Genomic DNA, 16,344 nt, shown 5'->3' on the forward strand with positions numbered 1-16,344 from the left:
CTACTCCCCATTCGCTATTCGCCACTCGCTATTCGCCCTCTCTCACATCACATCCCACACCAGTTTCGCATTCAGCGCGATGATAAGGGCCGCGGTCAGTGCGGCGAACACGGTCAGCCAGCGCGGCGCGACGAACGGGCCCATCTTGGCGCGGCTTGCGGTGAACATGACCAGCGGCACCACGGCGAACGGCAGTTGCAGGCTGAGCACCACCTGGCTCAGGATCAGCAACTGACCGGTAGCCTTGCCGCCGGCCCAGATCGTCACCACCACCGCCGGCACGATCGCGATGCCGCGCGTCACCATCCGCCGCAGCCAGGGCGCGATGCGCCAATTGAGAAAACCCTCCATCACGATCTGACCCGAAAGGGTCGCGGTGATGGTCGAGTTCAGCCCGCAGCACAGAAGCGCGATCGCAAACAGCGTCGGCGCCAGGGTCGAGCCAAGCAGCGGGGCGAGGAAGGCATGGGCCTGATCGAGTTCGGCGACATCGGTCCTGCCGGCCCGGTGGTAGGTCGCCGCTGCCAGGATCAGGATCGAAGCGTTGATAATCAGGGCGAGGCACAGCGCGATCGCGGAATCGATATTGGCGAGCTTGATCGCTTCGCGCTTTTCTCCGATCCCCTCGCCATAGCCGCGGGTCTGCACCAGCCCCGAATGCAGATACAAATTATGCGGCATCACGGTGGCGCCGAGAATGCCGAGCGCCAGATACAGCATTTCGCGATTGCGCAGGATGTCCGTGGTCGGCGCAAAACCCCTGACTACCGCGCCCCAGTTGGGATCGGCCATCGCGATCTGCACCGCGAAGCAAGCTGCGATCACGCCCAGCATCGTCACCACGAAGGCTTCGATCCAGCGAAAGCCGAACGCCTGCAGCGCCAGGATCAGAAACACGTCGGCCGCGGTAATGACCACGCCGATCTCGAGCGGAATGTGAAACAAGAGGTTGAGGCCGATGGCCGTGCCGATCACTTCGGCGAGATCGGTCGCGGTGATGGCGATTTCCGCTGACAGCCACAGCGGCAACGACGCCCAGCGTGGAAAGGAATCGCGGCAGGCCTGCGCGAGGTCGCGTCCGGAGCCGACACCGAGCCGGGTGCACAGCGACTGCAGCACGATCGCCATCACGTTGGACAGCAGCGCGACGAACAAGAGCGCGTAGCCGAACTTGGAACCGCCTGCGAGCGAGGTCGCCCAGTTGCCGGGATCCATGTAGCCGACCGCGACCAGGTAGCCGGGACCGAGAAACGCCAGCAGCTTTCTCCAGAACGACCCTTGTTTGGCCGTCTGGACCGAGCCGAACATGCCCGCCAGCGAAGGCGTGCCCCGCGCGGAGCGCCAGCCGGAGGGTTCCTGCGGAAGGTCCGGGAGGACCTCCGGCAAGGTATCAGGGGAAATATCGGCGGATCGTGCGTCCATCTTCGGAAGATGGCGAAGGTTCTTCTGTATTGCAACTCATTTGCAAATGCATCTGGGAGGCCTTTGGTTAGGTCGCGGCCTGTCACGCCGGCGCCCTCATGTCGGGAAGCGGGTGGTTTGGCGGTCTCCGAGGCCCGACAGTGCCGGTTGACCGACAAATGCAAGGAAATCCCACGATGTCCGCGCCCGACAACGCCCCTCGCCTGCCGCCGACCTTCAACCGCCTGGCCTGGTCCAATCTGGCGGCGCAATCCGCCGAGCAGATTGCGCTGGCCGCCGCCCCGATCGTGGCGGTGCTCTCGCTCGGCGTCGGCGAAGGCCGGACCGGCCTGTTGCAGACCGCGCTGACGCTGCCGTTCATCCTGTTCGCGATTCCGGCGGGCCTGCTGGCCGACCGCATCTCGCGGCGCTGGCTGATGGCGGGTTCGGAGGCCCTGCGCGCCGCGGCGCTGCTTGGAATTCTCATGCTGATCTGGCTCGACCTGCTGACCCTGCCGCTGCTCGCTCTGTTCGGCTTCGTGGCGGTGTGTGGAACGGTCGCCTACAGCGTGGCGGCGCCCGCCCTGGTGCCGTCGCTGGTATCGCCGTCATCGTTGCCGGCGGCCAATGCGCGGATCGAACTGGCGCGCACGGTCGCATTCGCCAGCGGCCCGGCGCTGGGCGGCGTGCTCGTGGGATGGCTTGGCGCGGCGCCGGCGTTCGGATTTGCCGCGGCCCTTTCCGTCATGGCGGTCGTGCTGCTGTCGGGAATTTACGAACCCACGCGCGTGCCCGCGCCGCGACGCCGTCCACTGCAGGAGATCAGGGAAGGTGCGACCTTCGTGCTGCATCATCCGCTGCTGCGGCCGGTGTTCGTCACCCAGTTCATCTTCAACACCGGCTCGTTCCTCGTCCTCGCGGTATTCGTGCCTTATGCGGTTCGCCGTCTCGGATTGTCGGCGACCGGGGTCGGCACCACGCTTTCGATGTACGGGGTCGGCATGGTGGTCGGCGCGCTCTCGGCGACGCGGGTGATGCGCCGGCTGCCGTTCGGGACCGTGATCGGGCTTGGGCCGGTGACCGGCTTTGCCGCCGCCGCCGTGCTGGCGCTGACAACCGTCGTGCCGAGCTCGATGCTCGCGGGCCTCGGCTTCTTCCTGCTCGGCGCCGGACCGATCCTGTGGGTGATCAGCACCACGACCCTGCGGCAATCGGTGACGCCGCCGCGGCTGCTCGGCCGGGTGTCGGCGATCAACATCATGAGCTATGGCGCACGCCCGGTCGGCGCGGCCCTCGGCGCCGTCGTCGGCGGGTTTTACGGCGCGGAGACCTGCCTTTATCTGGCCGTCGCGATCTTCGGCGCCCAGGCGCTGGTGATCCTGCTGTCGCCGGCGGTCGCGCTGGCGCGGCAGCCGGAGATGGTCGGCGATGGAGCGCCGGTGTTGCGGGCCTGTTGAAGGCTTCAACATAACCGTCGTCATGGCCGGGCTTGTCCCGGCCATCTACGTCTTCCTGTCATCGCAAATAAGACGTGGATGCCCGGCACAAGGCCGGGCATGACGGAGCAAGTGGCCGCATTTGCCCACTAGGTATCGCTCCCCCCATATTATATGATATGTGTCATGTCATATCACCGGGAGGTTCCATGGCTGACCAGACCGTTACAACGATCGCCGCTGCGTCTCGCCCCGAAATCTCCTCGACGTTTCAGCAGATCGCCGTTCTCGCCGCGCTGGCGGCGACGGGGACGCTGGCCACCAATATCCTTTTGCCTTCGCTACCGCAGATGGCCGCGTCGCTGCACGTTTCCACCGCTGAGGTGACCTCGTCGATTACGGTGTTCCTCGCGGTGTTCGCGCTCGGCCAGCTCGTCGTCGGGCCGATCTCGGATCGCTATGGCCGGCGCTGGCCGGTGCTCACGGGTTTTGCGGTGTTCTTCGCCGGCAGCATCTGGTGCGGCTTCGCCGATGACCTCCCCAGCCTGCTGGCCGGCCGCGTCATCCAGGCCGCCGGCGCCTGTTCGACCTCGGTGCTGTCGCGCGCCATTGCCCGCGACCTTTTCTCCGGCGCGGCGCTCGGCCGCGCGATGGCGCTGATCATGATTGCGATGGCGGCGGCACCCGGCTTCTCGCCCCTGCTCGGCGGCGCGCTTGACCATTATTTTGGCTGGCGTTCCGAATTCGCCTTCATCGCCCTTTTTGCGGCGATCGGGGCCGTGGCCTATGGCGCGGTGCTCGGCGAAACCCATCGTTCGACGCGGATCCCGCTCAATCCGCTCGCCATCGCCAAAAACTATGTCGGCCTGGTCGCGGATCGCCGCTTCCTTGTTCCGGTCGCTACCGTCAGCCTGATCATGGGCGGGCTGTTTGCGATGTTTTCGGCGGCTCCGCGGGTTTTGATCGAGGGGCTGCAGTTCACGCCGATCCAGCTTGGCCTGTTCTTCGCCGGCACGGTCATGATCGTGTTCGCCGCCGGCATGCTGGCGACGCGGCTGGCGCCACGCTTCGGGCTCGACCGTTCGATCCGGGGCGGCCTCGCCGCGGCGGCCATCGGCGGCATCGCCATCCTGCTGGTATCGATCTTCAATCCCACGTTCCTGCCGTTCCTGGCGGCCATGGCGGTGTTCTTGCTGGGCATGGGCATCGTCAATCCGCTCGACACGGCGCAGGCGCTGTCCCCATTCGGCGACAAGGCCGGTGCGGCTTCGGCATTGCTCGGCTTTTGGCAGATGATGGCGGCGGCGATCGGGGTTTACCTCGCCGCGACGGTGTCTCATCAGGCGATGCTTGCGCTCGGCGTCGTCCTGACGGTCGGTTCGCTACTGGCGATCGGGCTCTACACGATGCGGGTGAGAGCTGCCTAACTCGCCAGATAGCGCTCGTAGCTTCCGGCCACGGCATCATCCGCCGCGATGTCGGGATCGAGCGTGTAGAGATCCCGAGCGCGGCCGATGCCGCGCAACGCGAACCGGCCGGTGGAGACCAGATAGGCCTGACCGGCTGCGTCGAGCCCGGTACAAAAATCGGATGACGTCAGCAGTTCGCGATCGATCGAACTGCACATCGAGGCGATGCGGCTGACCTCGTTGACCGCCGGCCCCACCACGGTGAAATCGAGCCGGTCCTCGCTGCCGATATTGCCGTAAAAGACCTCGCCGACATGCAGGCCGACATAGGCCGACGTCGTCGGCCGGCCAGTTTCGGAACGGCGAGCATTGAGCGAAATCATGTTGCCGCGCAGGCGATGCTCGGCCCGCAACGCGGCGCGCCTGGCGAGCGTCATGTCAGGGTTGGTGAACATCGCCAGCACGCCGTCGCCGATCAACTTGAGTACGTCGCCGCCCTCGTCATGGATGGCGTCGATGGCGGCCTGCGCGTAGTCGTTGAGAAACGGAATGATCTCGCCCGGCGCGAGGTTTTCGCTGATCCCGGTCGATCCGCGCAGATCGGAAAACCACAACACGGCGTTGATGCGCTCGGTGACGCCGCGCGCGATCCGTCCGCGCAGCACCTGCTCGGAGGCGTCGCGCCCGAGATAGACCCGGCCCAGCGTGCGGGCGATATGGACCTGGGCGGCGGACTTGATCGCCAGCCCCAGTACCGGCACCAGGTCGCGCAGCGCCGCCAGACCCTGCTCCGCAAAGCCGTCGGCGCGCCGGGTCAGCCAGTAGGAATAGAAGCAGTCCATCTGGCCGATGGTTCCGGCTTCGCCGAACCGATGCACGAAGGCGACGAAGTGCCGGTGCCCCTTCGCGGCGAGATCATCGATCAGCGAGAAGTCGAGGGAAGCGCAATCGGCAAGATCGATCCGCAGCTCGTCACCGCCGTGTTCGAGCAAGTGGTTGAAGGTGGAGCGGCGCCAGTTTTCCGCGGGCGCGCCCTCGCTGGTCGATCCGTATTCGAAAATATCGCTCTCGTCGATTTCGGTGTCGTTCCAGCGAAACCCGCGTCCCTCGAAAATCGGATGCAGCGTATCGATGAAGACAAGGCCGCGCGACAGATCGAGGCCTTCAGCCCTGCAGCGCTCGCAGAAGCCGCGAACCAGATCCTTTTCCGGCAGGCCAGTCAGGCCCTGACTCACCAGCCAGTTCATCAACTGCAGTCGGGGTGTCAAATCCATAAGTTATTATGCCGCGCAATCCCGCGGGATGAAAGACCAGCAGATCACGCGCTGGGTTCAAACAGCACCTTACGACTTCGCAGATATGACGGTCGCGCCGTCCTCTTTCACGAAACAGGCGACGGGGTGATCGAGTAGATCAAGTACCGCCTCCGACGGCCGGCAAAGCCTGACGCCCTTCGGCGTCACCACGATCGGCCGATTGATCAGGATCGGATGCGCCAGCATAAAATCGATCAGCTGGTCGTCGCTCCATTTGGGATCGGCGAGCCCCAACTCCGCATAGGGCGTGCCCTTCTCGCGCAACAGCGCGCGAGCCGAAATTCCCATCGCCTGGATCAGTTCGGTCAGTCGCGCCCGGCTTGGCGGCGTCTTCAGATATTCGATGACCTCGGGCGCTTCGCCGCTTTTCCGGATCATGGCCAGCGTGTTGCGCGAGGTGCCGCAGGCCGGATTATGATAGATCGTCACGCTCACGTCCGCGCTTCCTTGTTGATGGCGACAGTAGCCCCGGCGCCGGCCTCGTACCAGCCGCGCGACGCCTTCACCAGATGGACCACCGACAGCATCACCGGCACCTCGACCAGCACGCCGACCACGGTGGCGAGCGCTGCCCCGGAGTTGAGACCAAACAGGCTGATGGCGGCGGCGACCGCGAGTTCGAAAAAGTTGCTGGCGCCGATCAGCGCTGCGGGCGCGGCGACGCACCAGGCGACGCCGAAGCGGCGGCTCAACCAATAGGCAAGCCCGGCATTGAAATAGACCTGTATTACGATCGGCACCGCCAGCAGCACGATCACCAGCGGCTGGGCAATGATCTGTTCGCCCTGGAAGCCGAACAGCAACACCAGCGTGGTCAGCAATGCGACCAGCGACACCGGCTGCAGCACATGCTGTGTCCGCTGCAACGCCGCCGGCCCGGTCCGCAGCAGCGCGCGCCGCCATAGCTGCGCGACGATGACGGGCACGACGATATATAACCCCACCGAAATCAGCAGCGTCGCCCAGGGGACGGCGATCGAGGCGACGCCGAGCAAGAGTCCGACCAGCGGCGCAAACGCAAACACCATGATGACGTCGTTGAGCGCGACCTGGCTCAGCGTGTAATGCGGCTCGCCCTCGCACAGGTTCGACCATACGAATACCATCGCGGTGCAGGGCGCCGCGGCCAGCAGAATGAGGCCTGCGATATAGGACGGAATCTGCGCCGACGGCAGCCATGGCGCGAACAGATGACCGATGAACAGCGAGCCCAGCAACGCCATCGAGAACGGCTTTACCGCCCAGTTGATGAACAGCGTGACGCCGACGCCGCGCCAGTGCTCGCGCACCTGGCCCAGCGCACCGAAGTCGATCTTGAGAAGCATCGGGATGATCATCAGCCAGACCAGCCCGGCCACCGGCAGATTGACCCGAGCGATTTCCGCGCTCGCGATGGTCGCGAACAGCCCGCGCAAGAGATGCCCGAGCGCGACGCCCGCGACGATGCACAGGGCCACCCACAGCGTGAGATAGCGTTCGAAAAGGTTCATGACGGTTACGCCACGTCCGGGCGCGACGTGGTGGCGCCCTCGCCGCGGCCGATATCGCGCAGCCGCGTCCCGAGCGACAGCCGATCGATGCTGCCCAACGGCAGACTTGCAAAGACCGCGATCCGGTTCTTGAGATGGCGGAACGCTGCGACGAACGCGGCTTGCTTCTGAAGATCGGTGCCCCCGGCTTCCGCCGGGTCTTCGATGCCCCAATGCGCCGTCATCGGCTGGCCGGGCCACACCGGACAAGACTCGCCCGCCGCGTTGTCGCAGACCGTGAAGACGAAATCCATCACGGGCGCATCGGGGCTTGCGAATTCTTCCCAGTTCTTCGAGCACAAACCGTCGGTGGGGTAGTCGAGGCTGTTGAGAACCTTGATCGCTAACGGATTCACCGCGCCCTTCGGTTGGCTGCCGGCGGAGAATGAGCGGAAGTGCTGACGGCCGTCTTTTCGCAAGATCGACTCGGCAAGTATCGAACGGGCGCTGTTTCCTGTGCACAGGAACAGGACGTTGTAGATATGCTCAGACACGGACTTTCCTCTTCGGCTTCGGTGGACAGCACGGCGTGAGGTTCTCGATCAGCGGCGCGCAAATCTCGGGCCGGCCGTCGCAACAATCCCGGAGCATGAACAGCATGACGGCCTGCAACTGCGCGAGATCGGCGCGATAGACGATCGAGCGGCTGAAGCGCTGCGCCGACACCAGCCCGGCGCGGGACAGAATGGAGAGGTGCGACGACATGGTATTTTGCGGGACCGCCAGCGCCTTGGCGATATCGCCGGCCGCCAGCCCCTCGGGTTCGTGCTTTACCAGCAATCGGAACACATCGAGCCGGGTCGACTGCGCGAGCGCAGCGAGTGCGAGGATAGCGTCTTCTGATTCCATACATCCAGAGTTATGGATATAATGCGTTTTGTCAAGCGGATTGCCTCTTCTCCGGGAGTTTCCTTTGGCGGCAAACACGTTATTTCGATATTACTAGAAATACCGTTGACAAGCTGCTGCCAGTCTGCAACGATGCTGAAATGAAACTCGACGACGCCGCCGCCCACTTGGAAGCGCTGGGCAACCCTACCCGGCTCAAAATCTACCGCACGCTGATCCGCGCGGGAGCCGCCGGGCTGCCGGTCGGCCGCCTGCAGGACAAACTGAAGATCGCGCCCTCGACGCTTTCCCACCACATCAAGGCGCTGGTGGTGGTGGGTCTGGTCAATCAGGTGCGCGAGGCGACCACCCTGGTATGTCACGCCAATTACGAGGTGATGCAGGGGCTGGTGGATTTTCTAGTCGCCGAATGCTGTGCCGATGCTGAAAGCAAGGACACCAAGACCGCGGCCTGATTTATTCAGGTCTTCAATTTCGATATTTCCGGTTTGATGGGAGAATGCGATGAGCGAAGCCAAGACCGTTGCGATTGTCGGAGCCGGGCCGGTCGGTCTCGCCGCGGCCGCGCATGTCCTGGAGCGGGGCCTGCGGCCGATCGTGCTCGAAGCCGGCAACAGCATCGGGCATGCGGTGCGCCAGTGGGGCCACGTCCAGCTGTTCTCGCCATGGCAATACAATATCGACCGCGCGGCGGCGCGTCTGCTGGCAGCGACGGGCTGGAACTCCCCTGAGCCCGACCACTATCCGACCGGCACCGAATTGCTTGAGCTCTATCTTGAGCCGCTCGCCACCAAAACCGTTCTGGCGACGCATATTCATACCTCCAGCCGCGTCACCGATATCAGCCGTGTCGGCTTCGACAAGCTCAAGACCGGAGGCCGCGCAGCCGCGCCGTTCGAAATTCGCTATCAGAACGGCCAGGGACCCAAAATGGTCAGGGCCGATGCGGTCATCGACGCATCCGGCACCTGGCATTCGCCAAATCCGGCCGGCGCCAACGGCCTCCAGGCTATTGGTGAGAGGGAAGCGGCCGACAAAATTGCGTACGGGATGCCGGACGTGCTGGGAAAAGACCGCGCGCGCTATGCGGGCAAAACGGTCGCGGTGCTGGGCGCGGGACATTCGGCGATCGGCACCCTCACCGATCTCGCACGATTGGCGGAACAAGCGCCGGAAACCAAACCGATCTGGCTGCTGCGCGGCAATGATCCGGCAAAGGCTTTCGGGGGTGGCGCGAACGACAAGCTCGCCGCCCGCGGCGAGCTTGGGGCCGCGTTCGCCGCCTTGGTCGCGGCCGGTCAGATAAAAGTGGAGCGCGAATTTCGCGTTTCGCATCTCACCGCCGACGGCCCTCGCCTCGTCGTCGGCACCGGCGCCGGCTGCTGCGGCCGTCAGGTGGCCGTCGATGAACTCATCGTGGCGACGGGTTTCCGGCCGGATCTGGATTTCGTGCGCGAGCTTCGCATTGCGCTCGATCCGGCCATCGAATGCCCGGTGGCGCTGGCGCCGCTGATCGATCCGAACGAACACAGCTGCGGCACCGTGCGGCCGCACGGCGCGCGGGAGTTGGCGCAGCACGAGCCGGGCTTTTATTTCGCCGGCATGAAATCCTACGGACGCGCGCCCACCTTCCTGATGATCACGGGATACGAACAGGTCCGCTCGATCGCCGCCGACATCGCCGACGACCAGGAGGCTGCGGAACGCGTCGAACTGGTGCTACCCGAAACCGGCGTTTGCAATCGCTCGGCCGCACCGGATGCCAATACATGCTGCGGCGGTCCGGCATTATCGGGTGTTGACGCCTGCTGCATTGACGATGCAAATGCGAAACAGGAAGGCAAGACGGGGTGCGGGTGCGGATGACGCTGGCAAGGAATTCGGATGGCGCCTGAGCAAAGCGCGCGCCAGCTTCCGATCATCCTGGCGCTGGGTACGACACAAACGCTGGCGTGGGCCTCCAGCTACTATTTGCCGGCGATTCTGGCCGATCCGATCGGACGCGACCTCGGGGTTTCCTCGAACTGGATCTTTGCGGCCTTCTCGGCGTCGCTGGTGATTTCCGCGCTGCTGGGCCCGCGCGTCGGCCGGCAGATTGATCTCGTCGGCGGCAGGCAGGTGCTGTCGATATCGAACGTGACGCTGGCCGCGGGACTGGCGCTGCTCGGCGCCACCCATTCGATCCCGCTGCTGGTTGTCGCCTGGCTGCTGCTCGGCGTCGGCATGGGACTGGGCTTGTACGATGCGGCCTTCGCCGCGCTGGGGCGCATCTATGGCGGCGCGGCGCGCGGCGCGATCACCGGCATCACCCTGATGGGCGGGTTTGCCTCGACCGTCGGATGGCCGCTGTCGACCTGGGGGTTGGACACCATCGGCTGGCGCAACACCTGCTTCGCCTGGGCGGCGGCGCATATCCTGATCGGTCTGCCGATCAATTTCTTCATGCTGCCCGCGGTGAAGGGCGCCAAGGCGGCGGTGGCGACGGCGATCAAGCCGCGCATACCGATCGATCGAACCATGGTCCTGCTGGCGTTCACCTTTGCGGCGGCCTGGACCGTCACCGGCGCGATGGCGGCGCACATGCCGCGAATACTCGAGGCCGCGGGGGCCACAACGGTGCAGGCGGTGGCGGCCGGCGCGCTGTTCGGCCCGGCGCAAGTGGTTGCGCGCATCATCGAGGCGAGTTTTCTCAGCCGCTATCATCCGCTGCTGTCAACCCGGCTTGCCTGTCTGACGCACCCGATTGGCGCCGCCATCCTCGCATCGGCGGGCGGCGCGGCATCAAGCGCGTTCGCGATTTTTTTCGGCCTCGGCAACGGCATCCTGACCATCGCGCGCGGCACCCTGCCGCTCGCGATCTTCGGCCCACTGAACTATGGCTATCGGCTCGGCATCATCGGCGCGCCGGCGCGGATGGCGCAGGCCGCAGCACCATTGGTGTTCGGCCTGCTGATCGATACCATGGGCAGCCGCGTCCTGATCGTCTCCTCCGCACTCAGCCTCTCGGCGCTGGTGGCGCTATCGCTGCTGCGGCAGGATCCGCCGGCGCCCTGACCACACTTTGCGCTTCCATTCCCGCAGCATTTCGAGCAAAAGCACCGCATGGAAAACGAAACCGTTCCGGCCGCCCTCTTCAGAGGTGTGATACGCTGGGCGATCACGCCGCCGCAATCCTATGTGGTCTATCTGGTCGCGCTGTTCCTGGTCGCGGGGTCGTCGTTCTATGTCGGAAGCCTGCGACCGAAGAAGCCGATGGGCCTCGGTCCGCCGCCGATGTCGGCACGGCCCAACTGAACTCTCGAAGATGCCGCGTCGACGGGGAGCGCAGGAATGATACGCGAAGCAACGCCCTCGATAACCCGCATCAATCCGCCCGAACTCGGCACGCCGCCCGGCTATTCCCAGATTGTCGAGGTCAGCGCCGGCCGCATCATATTCATATCGGGCCAGACCGCGCTCGATTCCGACGGCCATGTGGTCGGCAAGTCTGATTTTGGCGCGCAGGCGGAACAGGTCTTTCGCAACCTCGCTACTGCCCTGCAGGCGAGCGGATGCACGGCAGCCAATCTGGTGAAGTTGACGGTGTTCCTCACCGACATGGAAAACCTCGCGCGCTACCGCGAGGCGCGTAACCGGTTCTTTGCGAGCGTCACGCCGACGGCCGCGCCCGCGGTGACGCTGGTCGAGGTGTCAAAGCTCTATGGCGCCGATTTCATGATCGAGATCGAGGCCATCGCGGCGGCGTGAGCTGCACCGGGCGATCGCGCGCGAGCCTCTTCTTCCCTTGAAGCCGCGAGCGTGGCTGGCTCAGTCGTAGTACTCAGGCGACATCTTGAGGCTGTCACGCTGCGCCTTGTCGTGGTTGATCCAGAGCTGCGCGTTTTCCTTCGTTAGCGTCTCCGAAATCTTTTGCATCGAAGCCAGCGTCTGCTCCTTGCTGAAATTGTTGACGGGAACACCGCGGTTTTCCCAATTGCTCTTGAAATGAACGGCATCCCCGGAAAGAACGATCGCGCCTGTGTTGGGCAGCTTCACCAGCAGGGATTGATGGCCCGGCGTATGCCCCGGCGTCGAAAGGATCGTCAGGCTGCCGTCGCCGAACACGTCGCGGTCGCCTTCGAGCAACGTCACCGGATGCTCCAGCTTGAATCGCGGCGCATTGTTGGCGCCGGGCCAGTCGTATTCGGCTTTCTGCACGTAGAGCATGGTCGTGGGGAACATCTCGACATTGCCGATGTGGTCGGGGTGGGTGTGCGAGACCGCCATCGCCTGGATGTCGGAAGGCTTGACGCCGAGCTGATCGAGTTGAGCCGCCAGCGTCTTGGGGCGGCGCCAGAACACCGCCTTCGGATCGGCCGGTGCAAGGCCGTTCGGCATCGCCGCGACCGCATCGGGAATGCCCGTGTCCCACAGGAACCAGCCCTGCGCGTGCTTGATCAGGTAGCAATTGTCGACGAAGTCCATCGACTTGCCTTCATTGACACCGGGAGACCAGCGCGAAATATCGCCGGCGACGCCCTCCCCGCAATTGAGAATGTAAAGCTTTTCGATGCCGGGTTTAGCCGGTTGCGCATGGCCGGAGCCGATTGGCAACACCACCGACAAAAGCACCGCCACAAGACTGATTGCTCGGTTCACATCATTCCTCCATTGGCGCGTCAGGCATTGGGTCGACAGGCTATACTACTTCATGGAGGCGCCCTATCCGGATGGCGCCGCGCTTACGGCTTCGTGACCTCGGTCGTGGCGATCCAGATCCCGGCAAATACCGCGACCAGCCCCAGGACAAGATTTGGCGTGATCGGTTCGCCGACGAGTTGCGCGGCGAGCAAGCCCGCCGCGAGCGGGTTGACGGTCATGGTGGCAGCCACGCGCGTCGGCGTCGCGCGCTCCAGCGCCATGACCCAAAGGATGAACGCGAGCGCGCCGCCGCCGATACCGAGATAGACGCCGGCGATCCATTGCGGGGTACTGAGGCTGCTCAGGACCGCGACGCTGCCGGTCAGCGATCCCACGAGGATCAGCGCCGCGGCGCCGGCGCCCATGCCCACGGTCAGGAAGCCGAGCGCGCTCGAGCGCCGGATGAACGGACGCGACCAGACGTTATAGAATGCCATGCAAAACACTGCGCCGGTCATGATCAGTTCGCCCCGCCATGCGCCCGGCGGCGCCTCCGAAAGGCCGGATGCAAGCGCTGCGATGACGCCGAGGATCGCCACGCTGACGCCGATCGATTTCCGCAACGTCAGCGGCTCGATCCCGAGCAACGCCCCGACCACCATGGTGTGAAGCGGCAGGGTCGCCAGAGCGAGACTGGCGCGGGCCGCGGTCGTAAAACCAATCGCGATATTATAGAGGACGAAGAACAGTCCAGAAACAAAACCCGAGAGCAGCGACGGCAGGCCAGTCGCGGCGCGGCGGCCATCGCACTTTCAGCAGCAGCGCGGTCGGCAGCAAACACGCAAACCCTATGCCCCAGCGCAGAATGGCGAGCGTGACCGGATCGGCATTGCCGACCAGATAGCGGGTAATCGCGGCCGCGGTACCGCCGAGGCAGCTCGAGACCAGAGCGATCGATACCCCGATCCATTCGCTCACCCCCTGTCTCCTTTGTCCCGCCGCATTGCTACCGCGCGATCAGTTGCAGGATCAGCACCCCGCTCATGCGCGCAAAGCTGAACATGTGATCGCGACAGACCGCGCGTGCGAGGCGCGACTGTTCCTCAGCCGAGTGCTTCGCGCTTCCCAGCCGACGGGCGTTCGGGACCGCGCGATCCGGAAGACCCGGAGTTATTCGCGGTCCATCGCCGGATCATAGGCCTGCTGTCAAAGTAGCTTCGGATTCGCCTGCGGCTCAATCCGGGGTTCGTCATGGCCGGGCTCATGCCGGCCATCCACGTCTTTGGATCGGCCAGGCAAAAGACGTCGATGCCCGGCACAAGGCCGAGCATGACGGGAAGTTACTCCACGCCGCGCAAGAACTTGTTCGACTTCGGCAAACCATGCGCGAGCCGGCCGGCATCGGCGCGGTTGCCGCGCCAGTCGGACAATTCCTTCCAGCTCATCGCCTGGTCGCGGCCGGCCGAATCTTTCCAGGTCAGACCGGCCTTGGAATCGAACGTCGCGACATCCGACAGCGCGGCGCTGGTGTACTTCTGCAGGCGCACGCCGCGGCCGCGCGCCATCTCCGGCACCTGATCGATCGGGAAGATTACCATCTTGTGGTTGGTGCCGATGACAGCGACGCTGTCCCCGGTGACGGTGGCAATCGCGCGGGCCTCGTTGGGCATCTCGACGTTGAGCACCTGCTTGCCCTTGCGGGTGTTGCCGACGCAATCGTCCTCGTTGACGACAAAGCCCTGGCCTTCATGGCTCGCGACCAGGAATTTACGGCCGCCCTTGTTGACGAACAGCGACACGATCGCGGCGTCCTGCTCCATGTCGATGAACATCCGGATCGGCTCGCCATGGCCGCGTCCGCCCGGCAGTTTCGACACATCGAGCGAATAGAAGCGTCCATTGGTGGCGAACAGCAGCAGTTTCGAGGTGGTCTCGGCGAAGAACGCGGAACCGAGCTTGTCGTCGGTCTTGAAGGTCAGCCCCGAGAGATCGGACACCTGCCCCTTCAGCGTGCGCACCCAGCCCTTGTCGGAAACCACGACGGTGACCGGCTCGCGCTCCACAAACGCCTCTTCGATCGCGGCGAGATCGTGCTCCGGCGCATCGGCAAAGCTGGTGCGGCGCTTGCCGAGCGGCGTCTTCGGCCCGAACATGTCGCGAACCTTGCGCACCTGTTCGCCGATCTTAGCCCATTGCTCGGCTTCCGACCCGAGCATCGCCTTGATGCCCTTCAATTCGGCGCGAAGGTTCTTCTCCTCGGTGCGGATTTCCATTTCCTCAAGCTTGCGCAGGCTGCGCAGGCGCATGTTGAGGATGGCCTCGGCCTGAACGTCGGTGAGCTTGAACGCCTTGATCAGGGCCGGCTTCGGTTCGTCCTCGGTCCGGATGATTTTTATCACCTTGTCGATGTTGAGGTACGCGATCAGGAAGCCGCCGAGCACTTCCAGCCGGTGCTCGATCTGCTCCTTCCGATAATTGGAGCGGCGCTGCAGCACGTCGCGCAGATGGTCGAGCCATTCCTTCAGGCACTCGGCAAGGCCAAGCACCTTGGGGATGCGGCCCTTGACCAGCACGTTGAGGTTCAGCGAGATCCGGCTTTCCAGCTCGGTGAGCCGGAACAGCGATTCCATCAGCAGTTCCGGATCGACCGCGCGCGATTTCGGCTCGATGACGAGACGAATGTCTTCGGCGGATTCGTCCCTGACGTCGGCGACCAGCGGCAGCTTCTTGTCGTTGAGCAGTTCGGCGATCTTCTCGACCAGCCGCGACTTCTGCACCAGCCACGGAATTTCGGTGATGACGATCACCCAGGTGCCGCGCGCGCCCTCTTCTTGGCTCCATCTGGCGCGGGTGCGGAACGAGCCGCGCCCGGTGGCGTAAGCCTCGGCAATGGCCTCCTTGGAATCAACGATGATGCCGCCGGTCGGGAAATCCGGGCCCTTGACCCATTTCAGGAGCGTCTTCGATTTCGCCTCGGGCTTGTCGATCAGATGCAGCGCGGCGTCGCAAAGCTCAGCGGCGTTGTGCGGCGGGATCGAGGTCGCCATGCCGACCGCGATGCCCTGCGCGCCGTTGGCGAGCAGGTTCGGAAATCCGCCGGGCAGCACGATCGGCTCTTTCGACTGGCCGTCGTAATTGGCGCGGAATTCGACGCCGTCTTCGTCGATGCCGTCGAGGAGAAGCCGCGCGACCTCGGTCATGCGCGCTTCGGTATAGCGGTAGGCGGCGGGATTATCGCCGTCGATGTTGCCGAAATTGCCCTGGCCGTCGACCAGCGGATAGCGCGCGGCAAAATCCTGCGCCAGCCGCACCAGCGCGTCGTAGATCGACTGGTCGCCATGCGGATGGAACGAGCCCATCACGTCGCCGACGATTTTGGCGGACTTCTTGAACGTGGTGCCGGGCTCGAGCCGCAATAGCCGCATGCCGTAGAGGATGCGGCGATGCACCGGCTTGAGGCCGTCGCGGGCGTCCGGCAGCGCCCGGTGCATGATGGTCGAGAGCGCATAAGCGAGATAGCGCTCTTCGAGCGCGTCGCGCAGCCCGACCTCGTGAATTTCGGCCGGCTCCGGCGGAATCAGTCGTTTTCCCATGGGGAGGAGTTATCCGCTGCAGGCCGCCCGGGCAAGGCGCGAATCAGTACCTCAATCCAGGCGGCGGTGCGATCATGCCGGACATCGAATGCATTCGGGCCGTAGTCGAGCGTATGCGCATTCAGGTCCATCGCCGGCACGGCGACATGGCCCAACGGCTCGAAGCCGAAGTCCACCCAAATCTCGAGACT

The 16,344-nt window shown here is 64.5% G+C and carries 16 protein-coding genes and 1 pseudogene; 7 read left to right on the forward strand and 10 right to left on the reverse strand.

Annotated elements, in window-relative coordinates:
• Positions 1 to 42: 42 nt before the first annotated feature.
• A complete protein-coding gene (locus tag B5527_RS22620) occupies positions 43 to 1,422 on the reverse strand; it encodes an Nramp family divalent metal transporter (protein ID WP_079603513.1) in 1,380 nt (459 codons plus the stop codon).
• A gap of 176 nt (positions 1,423 to 1,598) precedes the next feature.
• On the opposite strand from B5527_RS22620, the gene B5527_RS22625 reads away from it, so the two are divergent.
• Both B5527_RS22625 and B5527_RS22630 read left to right on the forward strand, forming a co-directional pair.
• Positions 1,599 to 2,858 carry an MFS transporter gene (locus B5527_RS22625; protein WP_079603514.1) on the forward strand — a complete coding sequence of 420 codons (1,260 nt, stop codon included), beginning with the start codon at positions 1,599 to 1,601 and terminating at the stop codon, positions 2,856 to 2,858.
• A 188-nt stretch (positions 2,859 to 3,046) separates the two neighbouring features.
• Positions 3,047 to 4,264 (forward strand): multidrug effflux MFS transporter, encoded by a 1,218-nt coding sequence (locus B5527_RS22630; RefSeq protein WP_079603515.1) that lies wholly within the window; start codon positions 3,047 to 3,049, stop codon positions 4,262 to 4,264.
• Here the strand turns inward: B5527_RS22630 and B5527_RS22635 are convergent.
• The 5 genes from B5527_RS22635 to B5527_RS22655 form a co-directional block, all read right to left on the reverse strand.
• Positions 4,261 to 5,520, reverse strand: coding sequence for an adenylate/guanylate cyclase domain-containing protein (locus B5527_RS22635; RefSeq protein ID WP_079603516.1), 1,260 nt, complete (start codon positions 5,518 to 5,520; stop codon positions 4,261 to 4,263). The genes B5527_RS22630 and B5527_RS22635 overlap by 4 nt on opposite strands.
• Before the next feature lie 69 nt (positions 5,521 to 5,589).
• Entirely contained in the window at positions 5,590 to 5,997 is a 408-nt protein-coding gene (arsC, locus tag B5527_RS22640) for an arsenate reductase (glutaredoxin) (protein ID WP_079603517.1), read from the reverse strand.
• Complete coding sequence (gene arsB, locus B5527_RS22645) at positions 5,994 to 7,052, reverse strand: ACR3 family arsenite efflux transporter (protein WP_079603518.1); 1,059 nt, start codon at positions 7,050 to 7,052, stop codon at positions 5,994 to 5,996. Before arsB ends, arsC begins: the two co-directional genes overlap by 4 nt.
• 5 nt (positions 7,053 to 7,057) lie before the next feature.
• Entirely contained in the window at positions 7,058 to 7,585 is a 528-nt protein-coding gene (locus tag B5527_RS22650) for an arsenate reductase ArsC (RefSeq protein ID WP_079603519.1), read from the reverse strand.
• Complete coding sequence (locus B5527_RS22655; RefSeq protein ID WP_079603520.1) at positions 7,578 to 7,940, reverse strand: ArsR/SmtB family transcription factor; 363 nt, start codon at positions 7,938 to 7,940, stop codon at positions 7,578 to 7,580. The genes B5527_RS22650 and B5527_RS22655 overlap by 8 nt, the downstream gene beginning before the upstream one ends.
• Positions 7,941 to 8,080: 140 nt before the next feature.
• Here B5527_RS22655 and B5527_RS22660 point away from each other — a divergent pair, with 140 nt between their 5' ends.
• Genes B5527_RS22660 through B5527_RS22680 form a run of 5 tightly spaced genes read left to right on the forward strand, consistent with a single transcriptional unit; the run spans position 8,081 to position 11,687 of the window.
• Complete coding sequence (locus B5527_RS22660) at positions 8,081 to 8,395, forward strand: ArsR/SmtB family transcription factor (protein ID WP_079603521.1); 315 nt, start codon at positions 8,081 to 8,083, stop codon at positions 8,393 to 8,395.
• Between the two features lie 49 nt (positions 8,396 to 8,444).
• Positions 8,445 to 9,806 (forward strand): NAD(P)-binding domain-containing protein, encoded by a 1,362-nt coding sequence (locus tag B5527_RS22665; RefSeq protein WP_079603522.1) that lies wholly within the window; start codon positions 8,445 to 8,447, stop codon positions 9,804 to 9,806.
• 18 nt (positions 9,807 to 9,824) lie between these two features.
• Positions 9,825 to 10,994 (forward strand): MFS transporter, encoded by a 1,170-nt coding sequence (locus B5527_RS22670; RefSeq protein WP_079603523.1) that lies wholly within the window; start codon positions 9,825 to 9,827, stop codon positions 10,992 to 10,994.
• A gap of 48 nt (positions 10,995 to 11,042) precedes the next feature.
• A complete protein-coding gene (locus B5527_RS22675) occupies positions 11,043 to 11,234 on the forward strand; it encodes a hypothetical protein (RefSeq protein ID WP_079603524.1) in 192 nt (63 codons plus the stop codon).
• Between the two features lie 36 nt (positions 11,235 to 11,270).
• On the forward strand, positions 11,271 to 11,687 hold the full coding sequence (locus B5527_RS22680) for a RidA family protein (RefSeq protein WP_079603525.1): 417 nt from the start codon (positions 11,271 to 11,273) through the stop codon (positions 11,685 to 11,687).
• Between the two features lie 60 nt (positions 11,688 to 11,747).
• Here the strand turns inward: B5527_RS22680 and B5527_RS22685 are convergent, their stop codons facing one another.
• From B5527_RS22685 to B5527_RS22700, 4 genes and pseudogenes are all read right to left on the reverse strand, one after another.
• Positions 11,748 to 12,545 carry an N-acyl homoserine lactonase family protein gene (locus tag B5527_RS22685; protein WP_425305105.1) on the reverse strand — a complete coding sequence of 266 codons (798 nt, stop codon included), beginning with the start codon at positions 12,543 to 12,545 and terminating at the stop codon, positions 11,748 to 11,750.
• 116 nt (positions 12,546 to 12,661) lie between these two features.
• Positions 12,662 to 13,538 (reverse strand): annotated as a pseudogene (locus tag B5527_RS22690) (DMT family transporter).
• Positions 13,539 to 13,900: 362 nt separating this feature from the next.
• The gene (gene parC / locus B5527_RS22695) at positions 13,901 to 16,153 is read right to left on the reverse strand and encodes a DNA topoisomerase IV subunit A (RefSeq protein ID WP_079603527.1); all 2,253 of its coding nucleotides are present in this window, start codon (positions 16,151 to 16,153) and stop codon (positions 13,901 to 13,903) included.
• Positions 16,138 to 16,329, reverse strand: coding sequence for a hypothetical protein (locus B5527_RS22700; RefSeq protein WP_079603528.1), 192 nt, complete (start codon positions 16,327 to 16,329; stop codon positions 16,138 to 16,140). Before B5527_RS22700 ends, parC begins: the two co-directional genes overlap by 16 nt.
• Positions 16,330 to 16,344: the final 15 nt, after the last annotated feature.

The organism is Bradyrhizobium erythrophlei, assembly GCF_900129425.1.
GTDB lineage: Bacteria > Pseudomonadota > Alphaproteobacteria > Rhizobiales > Xanthobacteraceae > Bradyrhizobium > Bradyrhizobium erythrophlei_C.

What these genes read in the sequence shown, in the direction of transcription:
- B5527_RS22620 (WP_079603513.1), bottom strand. Translation starts at nt 1,422, where the DNA reads ATGGACGCACGATCCGCCGATATTTCCCCTGATACCTTGCCGGAGGTC.
- B5527_RS22625 (WP_079603514.1), top strand. Translation starts at nt 1,599, where the DNA reads ATGTCCGCGCCCGACAACGCCCCTCGCCTGCCGCCGACCTTCAACCGC.
- B5527_RS22630 (WP_079603515.1), top strand. Translation starts at nt 3,047, where the DNA reads ATGGCTGACCAGACCGTTACAACGATCGCCGCTGCGTCTCGCCCCGAA.
- B5527_RS22635 (WP_079603516.1), bottom strand. Translation starts at nt 5,520, where the DNA reads ATGGATTTGACACCCCGACTGCAGTTGATGAACTGGCTGGTGAGTCAG.
- arsB (WP_079603518.1), bottom strand. Translation starts at nt 7,052, where the DNA reads ATGAACCTTTTCGAACGCTATCTCACGCTGTGGGTGGCCCTGTGCATC.
- B5527_RS22655 (WP_079603520.1), bottom strand. Translation starts at nt 7,940, where the DNA reads ATGGAATCAGAAGACGCTATCCTCGCACTCGCTGCGCTCGCGCAGTCG.
- B5527_RS22660 (WP_079603521.1), top strand. Translation starts at nt 8,081, where the DNA reads ATGAAACTCGACGACGCCGCCGCCCACTTGGAAGCGCTGGGCAACCCT.
- B5527_RS22665 (WP_079603522.1), top strand. Translation starts at nt 8,445, where the DNA reads ATGAGCGAAGCCAAGACCGTTGCGATTGTCGGAGCCGGGCCGGTCGGT.
- B5527_RS22670 (WP_079603523.1), top strand. Translation starts at nt 9,825, where the DNA reads ATGGCGCCTGAGCAAAGCGCGCGCCAGCTTCCGATCATCCTGGCGCTG.
- B5527_RS22675 (WP_079603524.1), top strand. Translation starts at nt 11,043, where the DNA reads ATGGAAAACGAAACCGTTCCGGCCGCCCTCTTCAGAGGTGTGATACGC.
- B5527_RS22680 (WP_079603525.1), top strand. Translation starts at nt 11,271, where the DNA reads ATGATACGCGAAGCAACGCCCTCGATAACCCGCATCAATCCGCCCGAA.
- parC (WP_079603527.1), bottom strand. Translation starts at nt 16,153, where the DNA reads ATGGGAAAACGACTGATTCCGCCGGAGCCGGCCGAAATTCACGAGGTC.